Origin of the sequence: Pseudoprimorskyibacter insulae (assembly GCF_900302505.1) — a bacterium.
GTDB lineage: Bacteria > Pseudomonadota > Alphaproteobacteria > Rhodobacterales > Rhodobacteraceae > Pseudoprimorskyibacter > Pseudoprimorskyibacter insulae.
In genome coordinates this window covers 101,508-120,976 of the sequence record NZ_OMOJ01000006.1, presented here as the reverse complement: position 1 = coordinate 120,976, position 19,469 = coordinate 101,508, and the positions used below count along the sequence as shown (strand labels likewise).

The 19,469-nt window shown below is 61.7% G+C and carries 19 protein-coding genes; 7 read left to right on the top strand and 12 right to left on the bottom strand.

Annotated elements, in window-relative coordinates:
- Positions 1-25 precede the first annotated feature (25 nt).
- A complete protein-coding gene (gene trmB, locus PRI8871_RS14330; protein WP_108886920.1) occupies positions 26-739 on the bottom strand; it encodes a tRNA (guanosine(46)-N7)-methyltransferase TrmB in 714 nt (237 codons plus the stop codon).
- 112 nt (positions 740-851) lie between these two features.
- Complete coding sequence (gene xseA, locus PRI8871_RS14325) at positions 852-2,399, bottom strand: exodeoxyribonuclease VII large subunit (protein ID WP_108886960.1); 1,548 nt, start codon at positions 2,397-2,399, stop codon at positions 852-854.
- Positions 2,400-2,543: 144 nt separating this feature from the next.
- Between xseA and purD the strand changes: the two genes are divergently transcribed.
- Positions 2,544-3,812 carry a phosphoribosylamine--glycine ligase gene (gene purD / locus PRI8871_RS14320; protein ID WP_108886919.1) on the top strand — a complete coding sequence of 423 codons (1,269 nt, stop codon included), beginning with the start codon at positions 2,544-2,546 and terminating at the stop codon, positions 3,810-3,812.
- Positions 3,813-3,984: 172 nt separating this feature from the next.
- On the opposite strand, the gene PRI8871_RS14315 is transcribed toward purD, so the two are convergent.
- Entirely contained in the window at positions 3,985-4,869 is an 885-nt protein-coding gene (locus PRI8871_RS14315) for an FG-GAP repeat domain-containing protein (protein WP_108886918.1), read from the bottom strand.
- Positions 4,869-5,192 carry a 2Fe-2S iron-sulfur cluster-binding protein gene (locus tag PRI8871_RS14310; RefSeq protein ID WP_108886917.1) on the bottom strand — a complete coding sequence of 108 codons (324 nt, stop codon included), beginning with the start codon at positions 5,190-5,192 and terminating at the stop codon, positions 4,869-4,871. Before PRI8871_RS14310 ends, PRI8871_RS14315 begins: the two co-directional genes overlap by 1 nt.
- A 105-nt stretch (positions 5,193-5,297) precedes the next feature.
- Here PRI8871_RS14310 and PRI8871_RS14305 point away from each other — a divergent pair, with 105 nt between their 5' ends.
- From PRI8871_RS14305 to PRI8871_RS14295, 3 genes are all read left to right on the top strand, one after another.
- Positions 5,298-5,690 (top strand): OB-fold nucleic acid binding domain-containing protein, encoded by a 393-nt coding sequence (locus tag PRI8871_RS14305; RefSeq protein WP_108886916.1) that lies wholly within the window; start codon positions 5,298-5,300, stop codon positions 5,688-5,690.
- 35 nt (positions 5,691-5,725) lie between these two features.
- Positions 5,726-6,259, top strand: a complete 534-nt coding sequence (locus PRI8871_RS14300; RefSeq protein WP_108886915.1) for a peptidoglycan-binding domain-containing protein — start codon at positions 5,726-5,728, stop codon at positions 6,257-6,259.
- An 80-nt stretch (positions 6,260-6,339) separates the two neighbouring features.
- The gene (locus PRI8871_RS14295) at positions 6,340-7,125 is read left to right on the top strand and encodes a type 2 periplasmic-binding domain-containing protein (protein WP_108886914.1); all 786 of its coding nucleotides are present in this window, start codon (positions 6,340-6,342) and stop codon (positions 7,123-7,125) included.
- A gap of 55 nt (positions 7,126-7,180) precedes the next feature.
- Here PRI8871_RS14295 and PRI8871_RS14290 read toward each other — a convergent pair whose 3' ends face one another.
- From PRI8871_RS14290 to rpiA, 6 genes are all read right to left on the bottom strand, one after another.
- The gene (locus PRI8871_RS14290; RefSeq protein ID WP_245897875.1) at positions 7,181-8,596 is read right to left on the bottom strand and encodes a Do family serine endopeptidase; all 1,416 of its coding nucleotides are present in this window, start codon (positions 8,594-8,596) and stop codon (positions 7,181-7,183) included.
- Positions 8,597-8,790: 194 nt separating this feature from the next.
- Positions 8,791-8,982, bottom strand: a complete 192-nt coding sequence (locus PRI8871_RS14285; RefSeq protein WP_370742090.1) for a DUF2065 domain-containing protein — start codon at positions 8,980-8,982, stop codon at positions 8,791-8,793.
- A complete protein-coding gene (hflC, locus tag PRI8871_RS14280; RefSeq protein ID WP_108886913.1) occupies positions 8,979-9,854 on the bottom strand; it encodes a protease modulator HflC in 876 nt (291 codons plus the stop codon). Before hflC ends, PRI8871_RS14285 begins: the two co-directional genes overlap by 4 nt.
- The gene (gene hflK, locus PRI8871_RS14275) at positions 9,854-10,990 is read right to left on the bottom strand and encodes an FtsH protease activity modulator HflK (protein ID WP_108886912.1); all 1,137 of its coding nucleotides are present in this window, start codon (positions 10,988-10,990) and stop codon (positions 9,854-9,856) included. The genes hflC and hflK overlap by 1 nt, the downstream gene beginning before the upstream one ends.
- A gap of 64 nt (positions 10,991-11,054) precedes the next feature.
- Positions 11,055-12,416 (bottom strand): glutathione-disulfide reductase, encoded by a 1,362-nt coding sequence (gor, locus tag PRI8871_RS14270; protein WP_108886911.1) that lies wholly within the window; start codon positions 12,414-12,416, stop codon positions 11,055-11,057.
- A 106-nt stretch (positions 12,417-12,522) separates the two neighbouring features.
- Positions 12,523-13,308 (bottom strand): ribose-5-phosphate isomerase RpiA, encoded by a 786-nt coding sequence (gene rpiA / locus PRI8871_RS14265; RefSeq protein ID WP_108886910.1) that lies wholly within the window; start codon positions 13,306-13,308, stop codon positions 12,523-12,525.
- A 192-nt stretch (positions 13,309-13,500) separates the two neighbouring features.
- Between rpiA and PRI8871_RS14260 the strand changes: the two genes are divergently transcribed.
- Positions 13,501-14,202, top strand: a complete 702-nt coding sequence (locus PRI8871_RS14260; RefSeq protein ID WP_108886909.1) for a glutathione S-transferase family protein — start codon at positions 13,501-13,503, stop codon at positions 14,200-14,202.
- Positions 14,202-15,575 carry an L-serine ammonia-lyase gene (locus PRI8871_RS14255; RefSeq protein WP_108886908.1) on the top strand — a complete coding sequence of 458 codons (1,374 nt, stop codon included), beginning with the start codon at positions 14,202-14,204 and terminating at the stop codon, positions 15,573-15,575. The genes PRI8871_RS14260 and PRI8871_RS14255 overlap by 1 nt, the downstream gene beginning before the upstream one ends.
- Here PRI8871_RS14255 and PRI8871_RS14250 read toward each other — a convergent pair.
- On the bottom strand, positions 15,572-16,258 hold the full coding sequence (locus PRI8871_RS14250) for a thiamine diphosphokinase (protein ID WP_108886907.1): 687 nt from the start codon (positions 16,256-16,258) through the stop codon (positions 15,572-15,574). The genes PRI8871_RS14255 and PRI8871_RS14250 overlap by 4 nt on opposite strands.
- A 221-nt stretch (positions 16,259-16,479) precedes the next feature.
- Between PRI8871_RS14250 and PRI8871_RS19645 the strand changes: the two genes are divergently transcribed.
- A complete protein-coding gene (locus tag PRI8871_RS19645; protein ID WP_442439593.1) occupies positions 16,480-19,176 on the top strand; it encodes a hypothetical protein in 2,697 nt (898 codons plus the stop codon).
- A gap of 75 nt (positions 19,177-19,251) precedes the next feature.
- Here the strand turns inward: PRI8871_RS19645 and PRI8871_RS14240 are convergent, their stop codons facing one another.
- On the bottom strand, positions 19,252-19,467 hold the full coding sequence (locus PRI8871_RS14240; RefSeq protein ID WP_108886906.1) for a DUF2842 domain-containing protein: 216 nt from the start codon (positions 19,465-19,467) through the stop codon (positions 19,252-19,254).
- Positions 19,468-19,469: the final 2 nt, after the last annotated feature.

Below are 19,469 nucleotides of genomic sequence, written 5' to 3'. Positions count from 1 at the left end.
AACGCCGACCAATTGGCAGGGTGGCTCAGACGCGGCGGAAGGTCAGGTAATGCGCCGTGCGGCCTTCGCGGAAGGCCTTCTTTTCATAGCGCGTGCTGATCCAGTCATCCCAAGGCTTGCGCCAATCATCGGGCGCTTCGGCCTGCCATTCAAAGTTGGCCTTCGGCACCTGTTCCAGCGTTTGCCGCACATAGTCGGGAATGTCGGTCGCCACGCGGAATTCACCGCCTGGTTTGATGACCCGCGACAGCGGCTCCAGATGGTCGGGCGTGACGAACCGGCGGCGGTGGTGGCGCTTTTTCGGCCAAGGATCGGGATAAAGCAAAAACGCCTTCTCGACCGACCCTTCGGGCAACACGTCGAACATGTGCCGGGCATCGCCGGGATAGACGCGCACGTTGTCCACCTCGGCTTCGCGGATTTTGCCCAGCAGCATGGCAACGCCATTGATGAATGGCTCACAGCCGATGATGCCAACGCCAGGATTGTTCACCGCCTGATGCACCATATGCTCGCCGCCGCCAAAGCCGATCTCCAGCCATAATGGCCGTCCGCCGAACATCGCGTTCGGGTCCAGCGGCGTGCGATCTGGGTTGTCTTCCCACGACACTGCCCCCGGAGACAACGCCTCAAGGTCGTTCTCCAGATAGTCCTTATGGTTCGGACGCAGGGTCTTGCCCTTCCACCGACCATAGAAATTGCGCCAAGGGGTGCCGTTTGGGTGTTGCTTCTCGCTCATGCGCCGCCCTTTACCCGGCTCGGACGCGCCGCGCAACACCAGCCGCACCGCTCCCGCCCGAGGAAGCGCCCAAAGGGCGCAGACGAGATATCCTGTCGCGCCCCGCGCGGCCTTAGAACAGACTGCCCTGTTCGGGCGGCTTGGGTTTGGTTGCACTTTTGCGAGTTGTGCCGCCGATCTTGAACTTGCCATCGGCAAATTCGATCTCCAGCCCTGCTGCCGCCTCGGCTGCGGCTTTGGTCCCGACAACCTGCCCGCCATCGCCATAGACCACAGCATAGCCGCGCTTCAGCGTGGCCTTGTAGCCCAGCGTTTCATGCAGACGCATCAACGCTTCCAACCGGTCGCGCGGCGCGGTGGTTTGGCGGGTGCCTGCGTCCTTCAACCGGCGGGTCAGCGCCTCAAGGCGGTCACGCCCCTGCGCGATGTCCCGTTCGATTACACGCGGGGTCAACCGGTCGGCCCGTCGGCCCAAAGCCTCGCGCTTGGCCAATGCTGCGCGTTGCAGCGCCGGGGCCAGCCGGTCGGCGCTATTGGAAATCCGGCGCTGATCCTGCCCCAGCATCCGCGCCAGCAAACCTGGCCGCAGACTGCCCGAGGCCTCAGACAGGGCCACGCGACGCCTCTCCACCCCGCGCATCAGCGCGGTCGGCAGGCGGTCTGACATCAGATCGTATCGCTGCTGCGGCCCTTCCAGCAAGGTTTCAGGCCGCCGCAGGGCGCGGCCCAGATCGCGCAGGCGCTGGCCACGCTGGTCCACCCGCGCCGACAAGGCCCGGACCAGACGCGTTTGCTGTTCGCCAACCCATGCCAAAAGTTCCATTCGCACGGGCACGGCCATTTCCGCCGCCGCCGTGGGCGTGGGCGCCCGCCGGTCGGACACGTAGTCGATCAACGTCGTATCGGTTTCATGGCCCACCGCCGAAATCAGCGGAATTTCAGACCGCGCTGCAGCCCGCGCGACGATTTCTTCGTTAAAGCCCCACAGGTCTTCGATAGACCCGCCGCCTCGCGCCACGATCAACAGATCAGGCCGGGGCAAGGCCCCGCCCGGCGTCAACAGGTTGAACCCGTCAATCGCATTGGCCACCTCACGCGCGCAGGCCTCACCCTGCACCGCCACTGGCCAAATCAGCACCTTGCGCGGAAAGCGGTCGCGCAAGCGGTGCAGAATATCGCGGATCACCGCCCCGGAGGGCGAGGTCACAACGCCGATAATCTCAGGCAGATAGGGCAAGGGGCGCTTGCGACTTTGCTCAAACAGCCCTTCGGCCTGAAGCTGGGCTTTGCGCTTTTCCAGCAGGGCCATCAACGCGCCCTTGCCCGCGACGGCCACCTCTTCGACGTTCATATTGTACTTGGACTGCCCGCCAAAAGCCGTCAGCCGCCCGGTCACCACGACCTCAAGCCCCTCCTCGGGCACGACCGACAGGCGCGACACCTGCCCTTTCCACGTGGTGCAGGCCAGCACGTTTTTGTCGTCCTTGATGTCGTAATACAGATGCCCCGACCGCGCCGTGAACACGCGCCCGACCTCACCGCGCACGCGAACGCGGGAAAACTGATCCTCCAGCGTGCGTTTCACCGCGCCCGAGATTTCGGCAACAGTGAATTCTGGCAGGTTCTGCCCGGGCTGCGGATCGTCAATCAGGTCAGACATATAGGCCCCATCAGTGATTTGCCCCACCCTAGCCCGCCGCCGCGCCAGAGGAAACCGCAACCAAGCAGGCATGGGGCGGCGCTTGCGTTACAGCGGCCTTGGCACTAAGGAACCGGCAGATTTTCCGGCAAAAAGGTCACGCGCATGAACATTCTCATCCTTGGTAGCGGCGGACGCGAACATGCACTGGCTTGGGCCGTGATGCAGAACCCCAAATGCGACAAGCTGATCGTCGCGCCGGGCAATGCCGGGATTGCGCAGATCGCCGAATGCGCGGCGCTGGATACCGAAGACGGCGGCGTGGTTGCGGGCTTCTGCGAAGAGAACGCCATCGACATGGTCATCATCGGCCCCGAAGCGCCCTTGGCCGCCGGTGTGGCCGACCGACTGCGCGAGGCGGGCCTGACCGTGTTTGGCCCTTCGGCGGCGGCAGCGCGGCTGGAAGCGTCGAAGAGTTTTACCAAGGAAATCTGCGATGCGGCAAGCGCGCCCACCGCAGGCTATGCACATTTCACCGATCTGGCCTCGGCCAAAGCCTATGTGACCGAACAGGGCATGCCGCTGGTCATCAAGGCCGATGGGCTGGCCGCCGGTAAAGGCGTGATCATCCCCGAAACGCTGGACGAGGCGCTGGCCGCGCTGGACGACATGTTCGGCGGGGCCTTTGGGGCGGCGGGCGCCGAAGTGGTGATCGAAGAGTTCATGACCGGCGAAGAGGCGAGTTTTTTCATCCTCGTGGATGGCGAAACCTGCCTGCCGATCGGCACGGCCCAAGACCACAAGCGCGTGGGCGAAGGTGACACCGGTCCGAACACCGGCGGCATGGGCGCCTATTCGCCCGCGCCTGTGCTGACCGATGAGATCGCACAAAAGGCGATGGATGAAATCATCCGCCCGACCATGGCCGAAATGGCCAAGCGCGGCATGCCCTATTCCGGCGTGCTTTACGCGGGTTTGATGATCAAGGACGGCCAGCCCCGTCTGGTGGAATACAACGTCCGCTTTGGTGATCCCGAATGTCAGGTGCTGATGCTGCGCCTTGGCGCGCAGGCGCTGGACCTGATGCAGGCCTGCGCCGAAGGGCGTTTGGCGGATGCTCAGGTCACTTGGGCCGATGACCATGCGATGACCGTGGTGATTGCCGCCGAAGGCTATCCCGGCAGCTATGCCAAGGGGGCCGAAATTGGCGGGCTGAACGCCCTGCCCGAGGACAGTTTCAATGTGATGTTCCATGCTGGCACAAAGCAGGTGGACGGCAAGATCACGGCGAATGGCGGCCGTGTGCTGAACGCCACCGCGCGCGGGGCCTCCTTGCAAGAGGCCGCGGACCGCGCCTATGCGCTGGTCGATACCGTCGAGTGGCCCACAGGCTTCTGCCGCCGCGACATCGGTTGGCGTGCCTTGAAAGGGTAAACGCGGTTGGATTGCGACCTGTTTGGCAGGCGTAGGGGAAACCCTGCGCCTGTTGTCTTTTGCATAATTCTTTCGAACCGCTGCGCGGCCCGACGTGAAAGGGGGGCTGTCTGCCCCCCTCTGCGCCTGCGGCGCATTCACCCCCCGAGGAATATTTCTGGTCAGAAAATACTCAGGGACATGTCAGGGCTTGGGCTAAACTTGCGGGCGTGGCGTGGGTGGCCAGCGTTTTGGTGGACCAGCCAGTGCCGGACCATTTTATGGCAAGGGTATTGCGCCAGTTGCCATCGGACAGGATGAGTTCTGGGGATGGGCCGCAATTGCGGATGCCGCCTGCGATGAAGGCCCAACCGATTTGGTGATTGGTCACCCCGTCCAGGGGCGGCATTGGGGTCAGCTTGCCGCTTTGCCAGCGCCAAACGGTCAGGCGCTTGGCCAGATGCGGACGATCGATATAGGCTATATCGGGGGCACCATCGCCGTCGAAATCCGCGACGCCAATCGGGGCCAGCCAGCGGTTGCGACGGCCGATGGGTTTGGTCGCGGCCAGAAGCGTGCCTTGGGCATCGTAGATGACAAGGCGGGCACCGGACTGGATGCTCGATTGAACGGTGATGATCTCTGGCAGGCCATCGCCGGTCAGATCCGCAAGGCGCGGGGCGATGTCTTCGAACACCTCGCCTTTTGGGAGCGAGACCCGCGCAGGGCAAGCGATGCGGTTCGTGGCAGGATCGCCCAGCGTGATGATCAGCGCTTTGGCATCGCGCAGATCGCCCAGAATGCCGTGGCCATATTCATCCGTTGGGACGGCCAAAGCGGCGGTCAGCGATAGCTGGGCGCTGGCCTCGGCCCAAGGGGCATGCAGGCCCCGGTCATGTTGATTGGCGACCGAGGCAGCCGCGCTACGCCCTGCCATCGGCTGCACCAGGTGATCGGGCGGGCAGTCCGCCGAGGCGGTGGCGGCAAGCGCCGCCAGCCAAAAGCCCAACACTGGCCCGGCGCGGCGGGCCGTCGCGCGGCAGGCGCGCAACAGAACGTGCCGCGCCTTGCCGGCCATCAGATCTGCTTTTCGGGCATATGCACGACCAGACCGTCGATCGCGTCCGAGACCTTGAGCTGGCAGGTCAGGCGTGACCGCGCCGGATCGGGCTGATAGGCGAAATCGAGCATGTCTTCTTCCATGTCGTCCTTCGCAGGCAGCTTTTCGACCCATGCCGGATCGACGTAGACATGGCAGGTCGAACAGGCGCAGGCGCCGCCGCAATCGGCCTCGATGCCCGGAATGTTGTTGTCGCGCGCGCCTTCCATCACGGTCAGCCCGTTGCGGACCTCTACGTCGTGTTTGGTGCCGTTATGCTCGATATAGGTGATCTTCGCCATCTGGCCGGTCTCCCTCGTCTTGAAACTTCGCCTATTCCTAGGAAGGCTTTGCGCCGGGGGCCAGCCCTTTTACAGTCATGCTGGACTCAATTTTGCGTTAGTTCTATGTTTGTTCTCATGCAGCGCCCAGCTTATGACACTTGGCCCCGGCCCCCGTCCTGTCTTATGGCCGCCCGATTGGGCGAGCCGCCGCAGGGTGCGCGTGTGGCCGTGGCAGGGCTGGTGATCCTGCGTCAGCGCCCCGGAACCGCCAAGGGGGTGATCTTTCTGACGCTGGAGGATGAAACCGGCGTGGTGAATATCATCGTCTGGCGCACCTTATACGAACGGTTTCGCCGGGCGGTGATTGCCGGGCGGCTGCTGCGCGTGACGGGGCGGCTTCAGCGCGAAAATGGCGTGACGCATATCATTGCCGAACTGGTCGAAGATATCTCGCCCATGTTGGATGAATTGCTCCGCCCGTCAGAGGCGCTTTCCCAAACGGGGCAAACCGGTTAAGGTCTGCGCCAAGCCGAAACTGGCACGAGCAGTTCATGACCAAGCACTACACACTGGCCTGTCTGGCCTTCATCGCCCTGAGCGCCTGCGACCAGCCTGCCGCCACCACTGCGCCCGCCGCAACGGCAGAGCCCGCGCAGACCGAAACGCAGCCGACCGCCACAGGTGCAGTCTGTTGGGCCAGCAAGGTGGTGCCTGCCGAATACGGCTATGTCATGGGCCAGGTGCAGGTGGTGCAGGCCGAACGCGCCGCCGATGGCCGCGTTGTCACGCCGCCGGTCTATCGCAATCAACCGGTGCCCAAAGTGGTCAAGCCGCGCAGCGAGATCCGCTTTCAGACCCCCTGCCCCGATCAACAGACGCCGCAATTCATTGCCACGCTGCAACGCGCCCTATTCGCGCGGGGCTATTACAAAGGCCGGATCAACGGCCAGATGGACAAGCCGACCCGCGACGCGATCTTGCATTACCAGCAGCGCCAAGGGCTGAACAGCGACCAGCTTTCGATGGATACCGCGCGGGATCTGGGCGTTCTGGCCATCCTGATTCCGCCAAAATCAGACCAATAACCCCGCTTTCGGCACGGGTCTGCCCGAAAATCTCCTCATAGTTGCGCAATCAGCCTTTGCGCATCCCGAGGAGGTTCAACATGCAAAACCAGCACCAGCGCAGCGTCGCATTGATTGGTCTTGGCTCCAAACTGGCACCGGCCTATCTGGCCGCCATCAGCCAAAGCGATGACATCGCCCTGAGCGGTATTGCGGTTGCCGGAACCTTGGCCGAGGCGCTTGGCGTGCCGCTTCGGCAAGCAACCGATGTTCATGAAATCAGGCTGGCCCATGATTGCGGACAGGTGGCGCATTGCAGCGATCCGGCGTTGCTGGCCCAAACCATTGCGGCGGATCTGCTGATCGAGACCACAGACACCCCCTTTGAGGCCGCCCTATCGGCAGCGGCCGCGCTGGAACGTGGGATATCGGTTCTGGTGGTTCAACCCGACACGCTGACGCTTTATGGCCAGTGGCTGGCCCAGTTGGCCGCGCAGTCGGGGGCTCGGCTGACCTGCCCTGGCGTCGATGAGGCGCCCGAGGCCGCGTTGGCCCGCGCCTGCCTGCCATCGGGGCCAAGCGATCTGGCGCTGGCGCAGACCGGGCCGCAGACGGCCTATGCCGCCGATGATTTGCCTGCCGGAACGGCGCTGACCCCGGCGATGATGAAAGCCCATCACGAAGCGCCCGAGGCCAACCGACCCTATGATTTTCACGAAGGTCTGCCGATACCGCTGCATCCCGGCCTGTACCTGAAACGCCCGGTCCCGCAGGGCCGCCGCATCCGCCTGAGCGATTGCACCTATAGCGAACACGATCCGCGCTTTGCCCTTTGGCGGCAAGCGCAAAGCCTGTCTGGCGCACACAGGCAATTGGCCGCTGAATAGGCCACGAAAAAGGGCGCCCTAGGGCGCCCTTTTCTGTATTCGTTCGAACCGGGAATTACTCTTCGATCCCCAGCGCGACAAAGCGGGCATCCCCGGCGCGGCGCACCAGAAGCAGCAGCGATTTGCGGCCCTGTTCCTTGGCTTCGGTGATCCGGTTTTCCAGATCTTCAACCGTCAGAACCTGGCTTTGACCGGCTTCGGTGATCACGTCACCGGCACGCAGGCCTTTGGTGTAGGCTTCGGCCATTTCGTCGATGTTCGTGACAACCAGACCTTTGACCGATGCGCCCAGATCCATTTCCGTGCGCAGATCTTCGGTCACCGGGCTCAGCTCCATTCCCAGAATGGTGCTGGTTTCCGGTGCGGGTTCTTCCATCGGGGCAACAACCGGCACGGCCTCTGCCTCTTCGCGGCGGCCCAGCGTGACCAGCAGCGTTTCGGTTGCGCCGCTGCGGTTCACGACCACGCGGACAGCTTTGCCAACGGTGGTGTTGCCCACCTGACGCACCAGACCGCGCGTATCACTGACATCCACGCCATCGAACTTGGTGATCACGTCACCGGCCAGCATCCCGGCATCTTTCGCCGGACCATCAGGCACATCCGAGACAAGCACGCCCGAGGCCGAGGCCAGACCCAGCGCTTCGGCAACGTCTGCCGTCACATCCTGAATGCGCACGCCCAGCCAGCCGCGGCGGGTTTCACCGAATTCCTTCAGTTGGTCCACTACCTTGGTGACAACGTTGGACGCCATCGAGAACCCGATCCCGATCGAGCCGCCGTTGGGCGACAGGATTGCGGTGTTCACGCCGATCACATCACCGTCCATGTTGAACAGCGGACCGCCCGAGTTGCCGCGGTTGATGGCAGCGTCGGTCTGGATGTAATCGTCATAGGTGCCGCTCAGGGCGCGGTTGCGGGCCGAGACGATCCCGGCCGAGACGGAAAAACCCTGTCCCAGCGGGTTGCCCATGGCCATAACCCAATCGCCGACGCGGGCGTTGTCACTATTACCGAAATTGACGAAGGACAGCGCGGTTTCGGTGTCCACCTTCAGCAGCGCGATATCGGTCTTGGGATCGGTGCCAACCACCGTGGCCGGCAGTTCCTCGCCCGAGAAAAACTCGATGGTGATTTCGTCTGCGCCTTCAATCACGTGATTGTTGGTGACAACGAACCCGTCTTCCGAGATCACAAAGCCCGACCCCAATGCCGACGACCGGCGCGGGCGGTCCTGGTTTTGACCATTGCGGTCTTGGAAATCGCGGAAGAAATCCTCAAACGGTGATCCTTCGGGCACAATGCCCTGCGGGCCGGTGCGGCCTTCGACCGTGGTGGAGGTGGTGATGTTGACCACGGCGGGGCTGATTTTTTCGGCCAGATCCGCGAAACTTTCAGGTGCGCCGCGTGCATCCACCGAAAGCGACTGCGACACGATCAGCACCATCGACAAGGTCGTCAGCCAGAACATGCGCAAAGGCGTGGCGTGATCGCGCGTCAATGCGAGTGATAAGGGTTTCAAGTCTCTCTCCTTGCTTGTTCGGAGGACTTCACGGGCACCTATTGCCCCTGCCTCGATCCAGTGTCGCAGACATAGGTGCGATTGAGCAACACGAAAGACCTGATTTCCAAATATCAAGCAGATGTGAGCGAAAGGTGAAGAGGTTACAGCGCGTAGACGGCCCAGAGCATGGCCAAACCCGTTATTGCAGATAGCAGCCCCAACAGGCGCAACGCCTCTTCTGGCAGCAGGCGCAGGGCCTCTAGCATACGTTCGATGTACGAAGGGGCCAGTGCGAACACCAGCCCCTCGAAAATCAGGACAATCCCGATGGCCGTGGCCAGATCAGCGATCACCGACCGGCGCCGTTCGCCGATTTGAGATAGTTGAAGAATTCGCTATCCGGCGAAATCACCATGGTCGAATTCTCGCCCTTCAGCGCTTTTTCGTAGGCCGACAGCGAACGGTAGAATTCGAAGAACTCCGCATCCGCGCCAAAGGCATCGGCAAAGATCCCGTTGCGCAATGCGTCGGCTTCGCCTCGGATGATCTCGCTCTCGCGGTTGGCGTCCGACACGATTTCCACCTGCGTCCGGTCGGCCTGAGCACGAACACGCTGCGCGGCTTCGTTACCACGGGCGATTTCGTCAGCGGCTTCACGTTCACGTTCGGCGCGCATCCGGGCAAAAGTCGCGTCCAGGTTTTCGCGCGGCAGGTCGGTGCGCTTCAAACGAACGTCAATGATTTCAATCCCCAGCGAGGTCGCGTCTTTGACGGCCCCGTTGCGGATACGAAGCATCAGCGCCGCACGATCCGAACTTAGGATATCGTTGGACGACACCGAACCCAGAACTTCACGGGTTTGCGAACGCAGGATCGAATCCAGACGGCTTTCCGCCGCCGGAATGCCGCCCACACCCACGGCCTGACGGAACTGGTTCACGTCTTGGATGCGATAGCGCGCGAAGGCATCAACGACCAAGCGGCGGTCATCCAGCGGTGTGACCTCAAGCGGGTCGATATCGCGGCTGAGGATACGGTCGTCGTAACGCACGACTTCCTGAATAAGCGGGATCTTGAATGCCAGCCCAGGATCTTCCTTGACGGCGACAACGCGGCCAAACTGAAGCACCAACGCGCGTTCACGTTCATCCACGATGAACACAGACGACAGCGCGATAATCAGCGCCACAAAGACGGCGGGCAAAAGATAGGTCGTCTTTTTCATCAGTTGCTCCCCCGGCGCAGTTCGTTCAGCGGCAGATAGGGCACGACGCCCTGCCCGCCTTCGGCCTTGTCATCAATGATAATCTTGTCGACGCTGCCGAGAACGTTTTCCATCGTTTCCAGATAAAGACGCTTGCGCGTCACATCGGGTGCCTTTTGGTATTCGGTCAGAACAGCGCGGAAACGGCTGGCTTCACCCTCGGCCTCATTCACGACGCGGGCGCGATAGCCTTCGGCCTCTTCCATAACCTGCGCGGCTTCACCGCGGGCTTCGGCAACGATCCGGTTGGCATAGGCGTCAGCCTGCTTTTCCAAACGGTCGCGTTCCTGTTCCGCAGCCTGTACTTCGCGGAAGGCGCTGATGACCTGCTCGGGCGGGTCGGCCTTGTCGAAGTTCACACGCACCACGTTCACGCCGCTGTCATAGCTGTTCAGCGTCGATTGAATCAGGTCCTGCAAACGGCTGGCAATTGAACCACGATCGCGGTTCAGGATCGGCGCCAATTCGGACTGAGCGATGATTTCGCGCATCGCCGATTCAGACACAGCGCGAATGGTCATGCGCGGATCACGCAGGTTAAACAGATACTTGGCCGGGTCATTGATGTTCCAGACAACCTGGAAATCAATATCAACGATATTTTCGTCCCCCGTCAGCATCAGACCCGCGTCGCTGCCGCGACCGCCCACACCGATGTCTTCGGTCTGTTCGCGCGTAACCGGGATCACTTCGGCGGTGACGAAGGGCCAAGGCGCGAAGTTCAGACCAGGATTGCCGGTCGAGTAATATTCGCCAAGGAACAGTTCAACCGACTGTTCTTCGGGCTTGACCGTATAAAAGCTGCTGAAAGCCCAAAGACCGACAGCGGCCAATGCGCCCAGCGCGATGGTGCCACGCGTAAAGCCCGGACCGCCCGAACCGCCGCCCGAGGACGATCCGCGACCACCGCCGCCACCGCCCACCAGAACGCGCAGACGCTCTTGGCCTTTTTTGACCAACTCGTCGATCTCTGGGATCTGCGGGTCTTCCCCCGGACGACGTCCGCCGCCGTTGTTGCCACCGCCGGAATTGCCACGGTTGCCACCGTTGCTGTTTCCGCCTCCGCCGCCCCAGGGGCCGCCGCTGTTGCCTGCCATAAGGGTCCTTCCCTCTTTCATCTTACCCATGTCCGGGTCTAACCTGTGTATCTTTTGCAAGATATCAAGCTGTTCGTGTCGGATTGCGCATCGTGACCAGTTCTTCCGACATCGTCGGATGCACCGCCACGGTGCGGTCGAAGTCTTCTTTGGTTGCGCCCATCTTTACGGCAATACCCGCAAGCTGGATCATTTCCCCCGCTTCGGGGGCAACGATGTGACAGCCCAGAACCTTGCGGGTGTCGGCGCAAACGATCAGCTTCATCAGCACGCGATCTTGCTTGCCAATAAATGATGTCTTCATCGGCCGGAACGAGGTGCAGTAGACCTCAATCGGGCCATTGTCGCGCGCCTGTTCTTCGCTTAGGCCAACGGTGCCAAGTTCAGGCTGTGTGAACACCGCCGACGGGATCAGGTCATGATCGACCGGGGTCGGGTTGCCTTTGAACACGGTTTCCACAAACGCCATGCCTTCGCGGATGGCGACCGGGGTCAGGTTCACGCGGTTGGTCACATCGCCAATCGCATAGATCGAAGGAACCTTGGTCTGGCTGTATTCATCCACGACAATGGCGCCCTGACGGTCGAGTTCGACCCCCAGATCCGGGGCAACCAGACCTTCGGTTTTCGGCGTGCGGCCTGTGGCGAACATTACTTGTTCGAACACCTGTTCCGACCCATTGGTCGCCTTGACCTTGATGCCGCCTTCGACTTTTTCCATCGACAGGATATTGGTGCCAAGGTGCAGGCCAATCCCGCGCTGGGTCATTTCCTCGGCGATCAGACCGCGCGCTTCGTCATCAAAGCCGCGCAGGATCTGCGCACCGCGATAATACTGTGTCACCTCAACGCCCAAGCCGTGCAGAATGCAGGCAAATTCACAGGCGATATAGCCGCCGCCAAGGATCAGGATCGACTTGGGCAGCGTTTCAAGGTGGAAAATCTCATTCGAGGTGATGGCCAGGTCCGCGCCCGGAATATCGGCCAGCGTCGGTGCGCCGCCCACGGCGATCAGGATATGCTTGGCGGTTTTGCGTTCGCCCGTGCTGAGCTGCACGGTATGCGCATCGACCACTGTCGCACGCGCGTCGAACATTTCCACGCCCGACCCGTTCAGCAACCGGCGGTACACGCCTTCCAAACGATCAAGTTCGCCTTCCAGCTTGCCTTTGAACACATCCCACGAAAAATCACCCGCCTGCATGTCCCAGCCATATTCGCGGGCATCTTTGGCCATTTCGCCATAGGTCGAGGCAAATACCATCAGCTTTTTAGGCACACAGCCGCGCTGAACGCAGGTGCCGCCATAGCGATCTTCTTCAGCCAGACCGACCTTCGCGCCGGTCTCTCCGGCTGCGACCCGTGCCGCCCGGACGCCGCCGGAACCGCCACCAATCACGAAAAGGTCAAAGTCAAAATCGCTCATGCGCCTGTCTCCATTTCGATGTCATGCCGGTATCACACATGGTCCCGGAAATGACCAGTGCAAGGCCGGATCACGGCGAAATCCTTAAGCTGTGAAGCGGTGACGCCTAGTCACCGTCAACGAACAGGTTGTCGCTATCGCCGACATCCATCTGTTCTTCGCGCACGGTGCCTTCGTTGATATCGCGCACTTCGACGCGGCCATCGGAATTGCCGATCACCACCACATCGCAGATATCCACGAACAAACCGTTTTCAACCACACCCGGCATCTGGTTCAGCACCAGCGCCAATTGGCGGGTGTTTTCGATCCGGTTCAGATGCAGATCGATGATGTAATTGCCTTCGTCGGTCACATAGGGCTGATCGCCATTCATCCGCAGGGTCGAGGTCCGCCCCATGACATCCATGGAAATCAGTGTCTCTTCGATCAGGGCTTGTGTGGTGCGCCAGCCGAACTTGATCACCTCAACCGGCAGCGGGAAAGCGCCAAGGCTTTCAACCTCTTTGGCGGCATCAGCGATGACAATCATCTGGTCGCTGGCCGTGGCGACGATCTTTTCCTGAAGCAGGGCACCGCCGCCGCCTTTGATCAGGTTCAGTTCCTGATCGAATTCATCTGCGCCATCAATCGTCAGGTCCAGCCAACGCGCATCGTCCAGCGTGATGACCTCAATCCCGACGTCCCGCGCCAGTTTCGCCGTCCGGGCCGAGGTCGGCACTCCGCGAATGCGCAAGCCATTGTCACGGACCCGTTCGCCCAGGCAGCGCACCAGCCATGCCGCAGTTGACCCTGTTCCAAGACCGACCCGCATGCCATCTTCAACGAATTCCGCTGCCCTTTTGGCGGACACGAACTTGGCTCGGTCGATCGGGGAAAGCTCAACGGTCATGTAGGCGCACCTCCTTGCTTTTTGGCAGTTATAGGACGTTCGCCCCCGCCGTGCGAGTGAGAAAACGCAGAGCAGCACAATTCGTCCATGAGTGATCTCCATCGCGCACAATGCATGCGCGAAAGACGCAATTGCCGCGATTAAGTCGCTTTCGACTCAGGACATGGGCAATGTGCTGCGGTAGAAGACCCTATGGATTACGTGCTTCACTATGCCCCAGACAACGCCTCGCTTGCGGTTCGCCTTACGTTAGAGGAACTTGGCCTGCCTTACCGAACCCGGCTTGTCGATCGCGCCGGTCATGCGCAGGCATCTGATGCCTATCGCGCGCTGAACCCCGCCGCCAAAATCCCGACGCTTGAAACCCCGGATGGGCCGATCTTTGAAACCGCCGCGATTTTGCTTTGGCTGGCCGATCGGCATGGCGCAATGGCCCCCGCCATCACCGCCCCCGCCCGCGCCGGGCTTTTGAAATGGCTGTTCTTTACGTCGAACACCGTCCACGCCGGGCTGCGCATGACCTTTTATCCGAATCGTTACGCAGGCGATGGGGCAGAGGCGCAATCCGCGCTGCGCCGTCATGTGCAATCGACGCTGATGTCGGAATGGGCACTGCTGGATGCGGCCTTGGCCACACGACAAGGCCCCTATTTCGGCGGGGGCGCGCCAAATATCTTGGATTGCTACGCCGCCCCGTTGCTGCGTTGGAGCGCGCTTTATCCCGCTGGGCAGACGGATTGGTTCCGCCTTGCAGACTTGCCCGCACTGGCCCGCATGGCGCAATTGTTCGAACAACGCCCAAGCGCACAGGCCGCCATCAAAGCCGAAGGGCTTGGCCCGCACCCGTTTACCGCGCCGGAGCCGCCGACGCCCCCAGAAGGAAGCGCCCTGTAATGTTTCTATCGGTCTTCGACATGTTCAAAGTGGGCGTTGGTCCGTCGTCCTCGCATACAATGGGGCCGATGGTGGCTGCCGGGCGATTTCTTGAGACGATCAAGGCTGCGCCCTTTGCGGTGCACGGGCTGCGCGGGTCGCTGCATGGGTCATTGGCCTTTACCGGTGTTGGCCACGCCACCGACCGCGCTACCATTCTGGGCCTCGCAGGGTTTGCGCCGGAAACCTACGATCAGGACAAGGCCGAGGCCGAACTGGCCCGGATCACCGCCGAAGGCACCGTTTGCCCGGATGGGCATGACCCGATGGTGTTCAACCCCGCAACCGATCTGATCTTCGACTATGACCGCCCCCTGTCCGGCCATGCCAATGGCATGATCCTGATGGCACTCGACCACCAAGGCGACGTGATCTTGCAGGAGACCTATTATTCTATCGGTGGCGGCTTTGTTCTGACCGCCGATGAACTGGCCGCAGGCCGCGATACCGATGATGGCCCGCCGGTGCCGCACCCGTTCAAAACCGCAGCCGAGATGCTGGAGATGGCCAATGCCACCGGCAAGACCATCGCCCAGATGAAACGCAGCAATGAAATCGCACGGGGCGGTGTGGATCGGCTGGATCGCGGGCTAGAACGGATCTGGGACGTGATGAACGCCTGTATCGAACGCGGGCTTGCAAGCGATGGCACCCTGCCCGGCGGGCTAAAGGTGCGTAGACGGGCCAAGGCGATGCACGCATCGCTTTTGGCTGAACGCGGGCTGAACATCGCGCCGCCCCATACGATCAACGATTGGATGAGCGCGTTCGCCATGGCGGTGAACGAAGAAAACGCCGCTGGCGGTCAGGTGGTCACCGCCCCGACGAATGGCGCGGCGGGCGTTGTTCCGGCCACCATTCGCTATTGGCTGGATTTCGTACCGGGCGCCACGCGGTCCCGCATCCCCGATTTTCTTCTGACCGCCGCTTCGATTGGTGGGTTGGTCAAATACAACGCCTCCATTTCGGGGGCTGAGGCCGGATGTCAGGCCGAAGTCGGCAGCGCCTCGGCCATGGCGGCGGCAGGGCTTTGTGCGGTGATGGGTGGAACGCCCGAACAGATCGAAAACGCCGCTGAAATCGCGTTGGAGCATCACCTTGGCATGACCTGCGATCCGGTGAAGGGCTTGGTGCAGGTGCCCTGCATCGAACGCAACGGGCTGGGGACGATCAAGGCCGTGTCGGCGGCATCGCTCGCCCTGCGCGGCGATGGCCAGCACCTTGTACCGCTGGACGCCTGCATCGAAACAATGCGCCAAACCGGCCACGACATGAGCGAGAAGTATAAAGAAACCTCGCTTGGTGGTTTGGCTGTAAACGTGCCGAACTGTTAACGGCGGTCCGGCCAATCCTTGGGGGCGCGGCGCAGGGCGTCGATCAGCAGATCGCGCCAATGGCTGTCCAGCAGCACCAGCATCCCCGGCCCGTCCATCCGCAACGACACATGTCCCGTTGCCTCATTCGAAGTGCCGGTCTGCCCGCCGGGGGCCATTGCCAGCCCGTCAATCGGCCAGCGCAGCCCTGTCGATTGCCCCTGAACCGGCAACAGTGGAAACAAGGACACACGCGCGCCTTCTGGCAGCGGCAGGTCAAGCGCGGGGGGGATATGGGCGATCACATCGTCCTGCCCGACCAGCACGCAGCGGCGATGCCCATGACGCACCAGAACGTTCAGAACCGCCAGTTCATGATCCACACGCCCGCCCAGAAAGCCGACGCCCACAACCATCGGTGCCACGATATTGCGCAGGCATTTGTCGAAATCCGTGCTATCCTGTTCGGCGATGTGGTGCACACAGCCCGCAGGCAGCGCGGCCAACACCGTAGGCGAGGCGGAATCAAGATCGCCGATCACCGCGTCGGGCTGAATGCCCCAGTCAAACAGGCGGTCAGCGCCGCCATCGGCGGCAACCAGATGCGAAGCCGTCATCAATAGCGGCTCCAATTCGGATTTGTCGCTGCGCCCACCACCGACCAAGGCGACCATGGAAGTACTGCGAACAATTCCTATATCCATGCAATATTAATCCTCATTTCGGAAACAGATCACAAACACGTCACGAAATGATACCCTCATTGGCACAGATTCGTTCACCTTTAGACGCTGTGACCCTTCTATGTGCTAGGCCGAATGTAGTGAAAGGTTAATGGCTTATGGTCAACTCGAACAAAATCCTTACGGTGTCGTACGGGACGTTTTCGTGCACCCTAGAAGGGTTCGACGATTCATTCGGGATGATGAAGGCTATTGCCGAATACTTCCGCGACCTTGCATCGGATGATCGCTACTTTGGCGCCGAACCGCCGACCCCGGACACCGAAATGCTGGCCCGCATCGCTGAACGCGAAGTGGAACGCCGGGTTGAGGCGCGTCTGGAAAAGGGCGGCGTGGTTCTGCGCCCCTCGCTGAATGCGCCGGAGGGTGGATCTGCCACCGCCCCCGCATCCAAGGTTCAGGCTGTGCCTGCTCGCCAGCCTGAACCGCAACAGGACACTGCCCAAGACGACACTGCCGAAGACCTTGCCGAAGACCTTGCCGAAGACCTGCCACCGCTGGGCAAGGCTGCGGCCGCCCCGGCCCCGCGCAATGTCGAAGAAAAACTGCGTCGCATCCGGTCTGTCGTCGGAACCCCCGCCGCGCCCGCCTTTACTGAGGATGAGCACGCCGAGACCGAAGAGGAAGGAGGCGCGGACAATGGGTCCATTGCCGCCTTTCTTGCAGATCAGGAAGCGGACCTTGCAGATGCCGTCGAAAACGAGGCACTGACCGACAACCAGCCCGAGGTTGAAAACGTCGATGCGCCCGAGGCCGAAACTGCCGAGGACGCCGAGGAAGACTTCACGCTGCCGCAAATCGAAGGCATGTCCTTTGACGCGGTTGAAGACGATGACGAAGAAGACGAAACCGATCTGGACGACGCATCGGACGACAGCCTGCTGGGCGCGTTTGCCGATGACATCTCTGAGGATCTGGATGACGAAGATCTGGCAGACCTTGCCGCGCTGAATGAGGACGAAGACGACGATCTGCTTGATGGATTGGACATCGACGAAACGGACGATCTTGAGGACGAAGACGAAGACGAAAGCCTTCTAAACTCGCTGGACGAAGATGACGACGAGGAACCGATTGATTTCTCGGCACTTGGTCTGGGCGACGATAGCGCCGAAGATCTGGATGACACGCTGGCCGCGCTGGATGCAATCGACCTTGAAGAGGACGACGCGGACGATATTACCGAAGACGCCGATTATGATGACGAAGACCTCTATGACGAGGAAGACGAACAGGATTTGGCTGATGATGGCGATCTTGATGACCTGCTCGAAGACGATGAAGATCTGCTGTACGACGACGAGGATCTGAACGAAGGCCCCGCCGAAGCCGCAGCAGTGGCCGCCCCTGCCGCTGCGCTGAACCTTGGTCAATTCGCGGCGTCCACCGCCCCCGCGCCTGCCGAGGAAGACCGCCCGCGTCTGCGCGCCCGCGTCACCCGCGTCAAACGCGCCGTCTTTGACGATGCCGTGGCCCGCGGCGCAATCGAAGAAGTGGCCGAAGCTGCCCACGCCGCCCCCGCCGTCAAGCCTCTACGCTCGGTTCCGCTGGCGGATATGTCGACACTGGATGCGGACGAAGAAGACGAACTGGCCCGTGAACTCGCCGCCCTCAGCGCCGAGATCGAAGAAAACCTTGCCGCTGAACTGCCGGATGTCGCCGATCTGGACGAAGACGACAGCGTCGAAACCGCCATCGCCGCCAGCATGGCCGCCTATGATGATGACGACGTCGAAGACGATGTTTCCGATCTAGATGCAGACACCGACTGGGACGATCAGGACGAAGACTGGGACGACGAAGACGAAGACCTTGAACCGGCCCGCGCCGCAGACACCCTGGACAGCGACGACCTGTTGCCTGAGGACGATTTCCTCGACGAAGACGAGGTTGCCGAATCCAACTTTGGTGATTGGGACGATGAGGACGAAGACGAGGAAGAGCTTGAACCTCAGGCCGCCGCCCCTGCCCCTGCCGCGCAGGACATGGATTGGGACGATGACGACGATGACGACGATGACGAGGAAGAGGCCCGCAAATGGGCCGAGGCCGAGGCACGCATCCGCGCCGAAGAGGATCAGCGCAAAACCGAGGAAATGGAAGCAACCATCGAACGTTTGGCCCGTGAAAGCGTGCGCAAAACCGTTCGTATGGCCAGCCCGGCCCGCGCGATGCTGACCGAAACCAGCGTCGAGGACGATTCGAATTCCGTCTCGCGCCTGCTGAACCAGACCAATTCGGAACTGAATGAGCCCGAAGGCAAAGGCCGCCGCTCGGCCATCGCGCATCTGCGTGCAGCCGTCGCCGCCACCAAAGCCGACCGTATTCTGGGCCGCAAGCGCGACCCAGAAGAGGCGAACCAAGCCTATCGCGAAGATCTGGCCGATGTGGTGCGCCCCCGCCGCCCGCAAGCCGCAGGATCGCGCACCGAACGCCCAACTTCGAACGATCGTCCGGCGCCGCTGACCCTGGTCGCCGCCCAGCGTGTCGATGCTGAACAGGCGCCTGCCGCCCGTCCGGTCCGCCCCCGCCGGGTCAGTGCCGCCGCCGCCGCTGCCGCCCCGCGCCGCAGCGCGACCGCCGGTTCGGAGGACAGTGGCTTTGCCCAATTCGCCGCCGATATGGGCGCAACCGAATTGCCCGATCTGCTGGAGGCTGCCGCCTCGTATATGTCCTTCGTGGAAGGCATTGACCAGTTTTCGCGCCCGCAATTGATGAGCAAGGTGACGCAAGTCGAGCAGGATGAATCAAGCCGCGAAGATCGCCTTCGCAGCTTTGGTCAATTGCTGCGCGATGGCAAAATCGAAAAGACGCGCGGTGGCCGGTTCACCGCATCCGACAGCATCGGCTATAAGCCAGATACCCGCGCGGCGGGCTAAACCTGTCAGATCAAAAGAAAAGACCGCCTCGTCCCCCGAGGCGGTCTTTTGCATTTCCAACGTCAACGCGCCGCGTTACGCGTCCGGGTCGGCCTGACCAATCCCGCGAAACACCTTCTTGAACGGGATCGCCCAAAGAATGCCCAGCACGATATAGACCAGCAGTTCGACCAACAGAGACGGACGCCCCAGCAGGTTCACAATCGTCACTGCCACCACAACATAAAGCGGCAAGCCAACCAGCAAAATCAGCAGCGACAGCCGGCGACGGGCCTTATAAGACAGCGCCATGG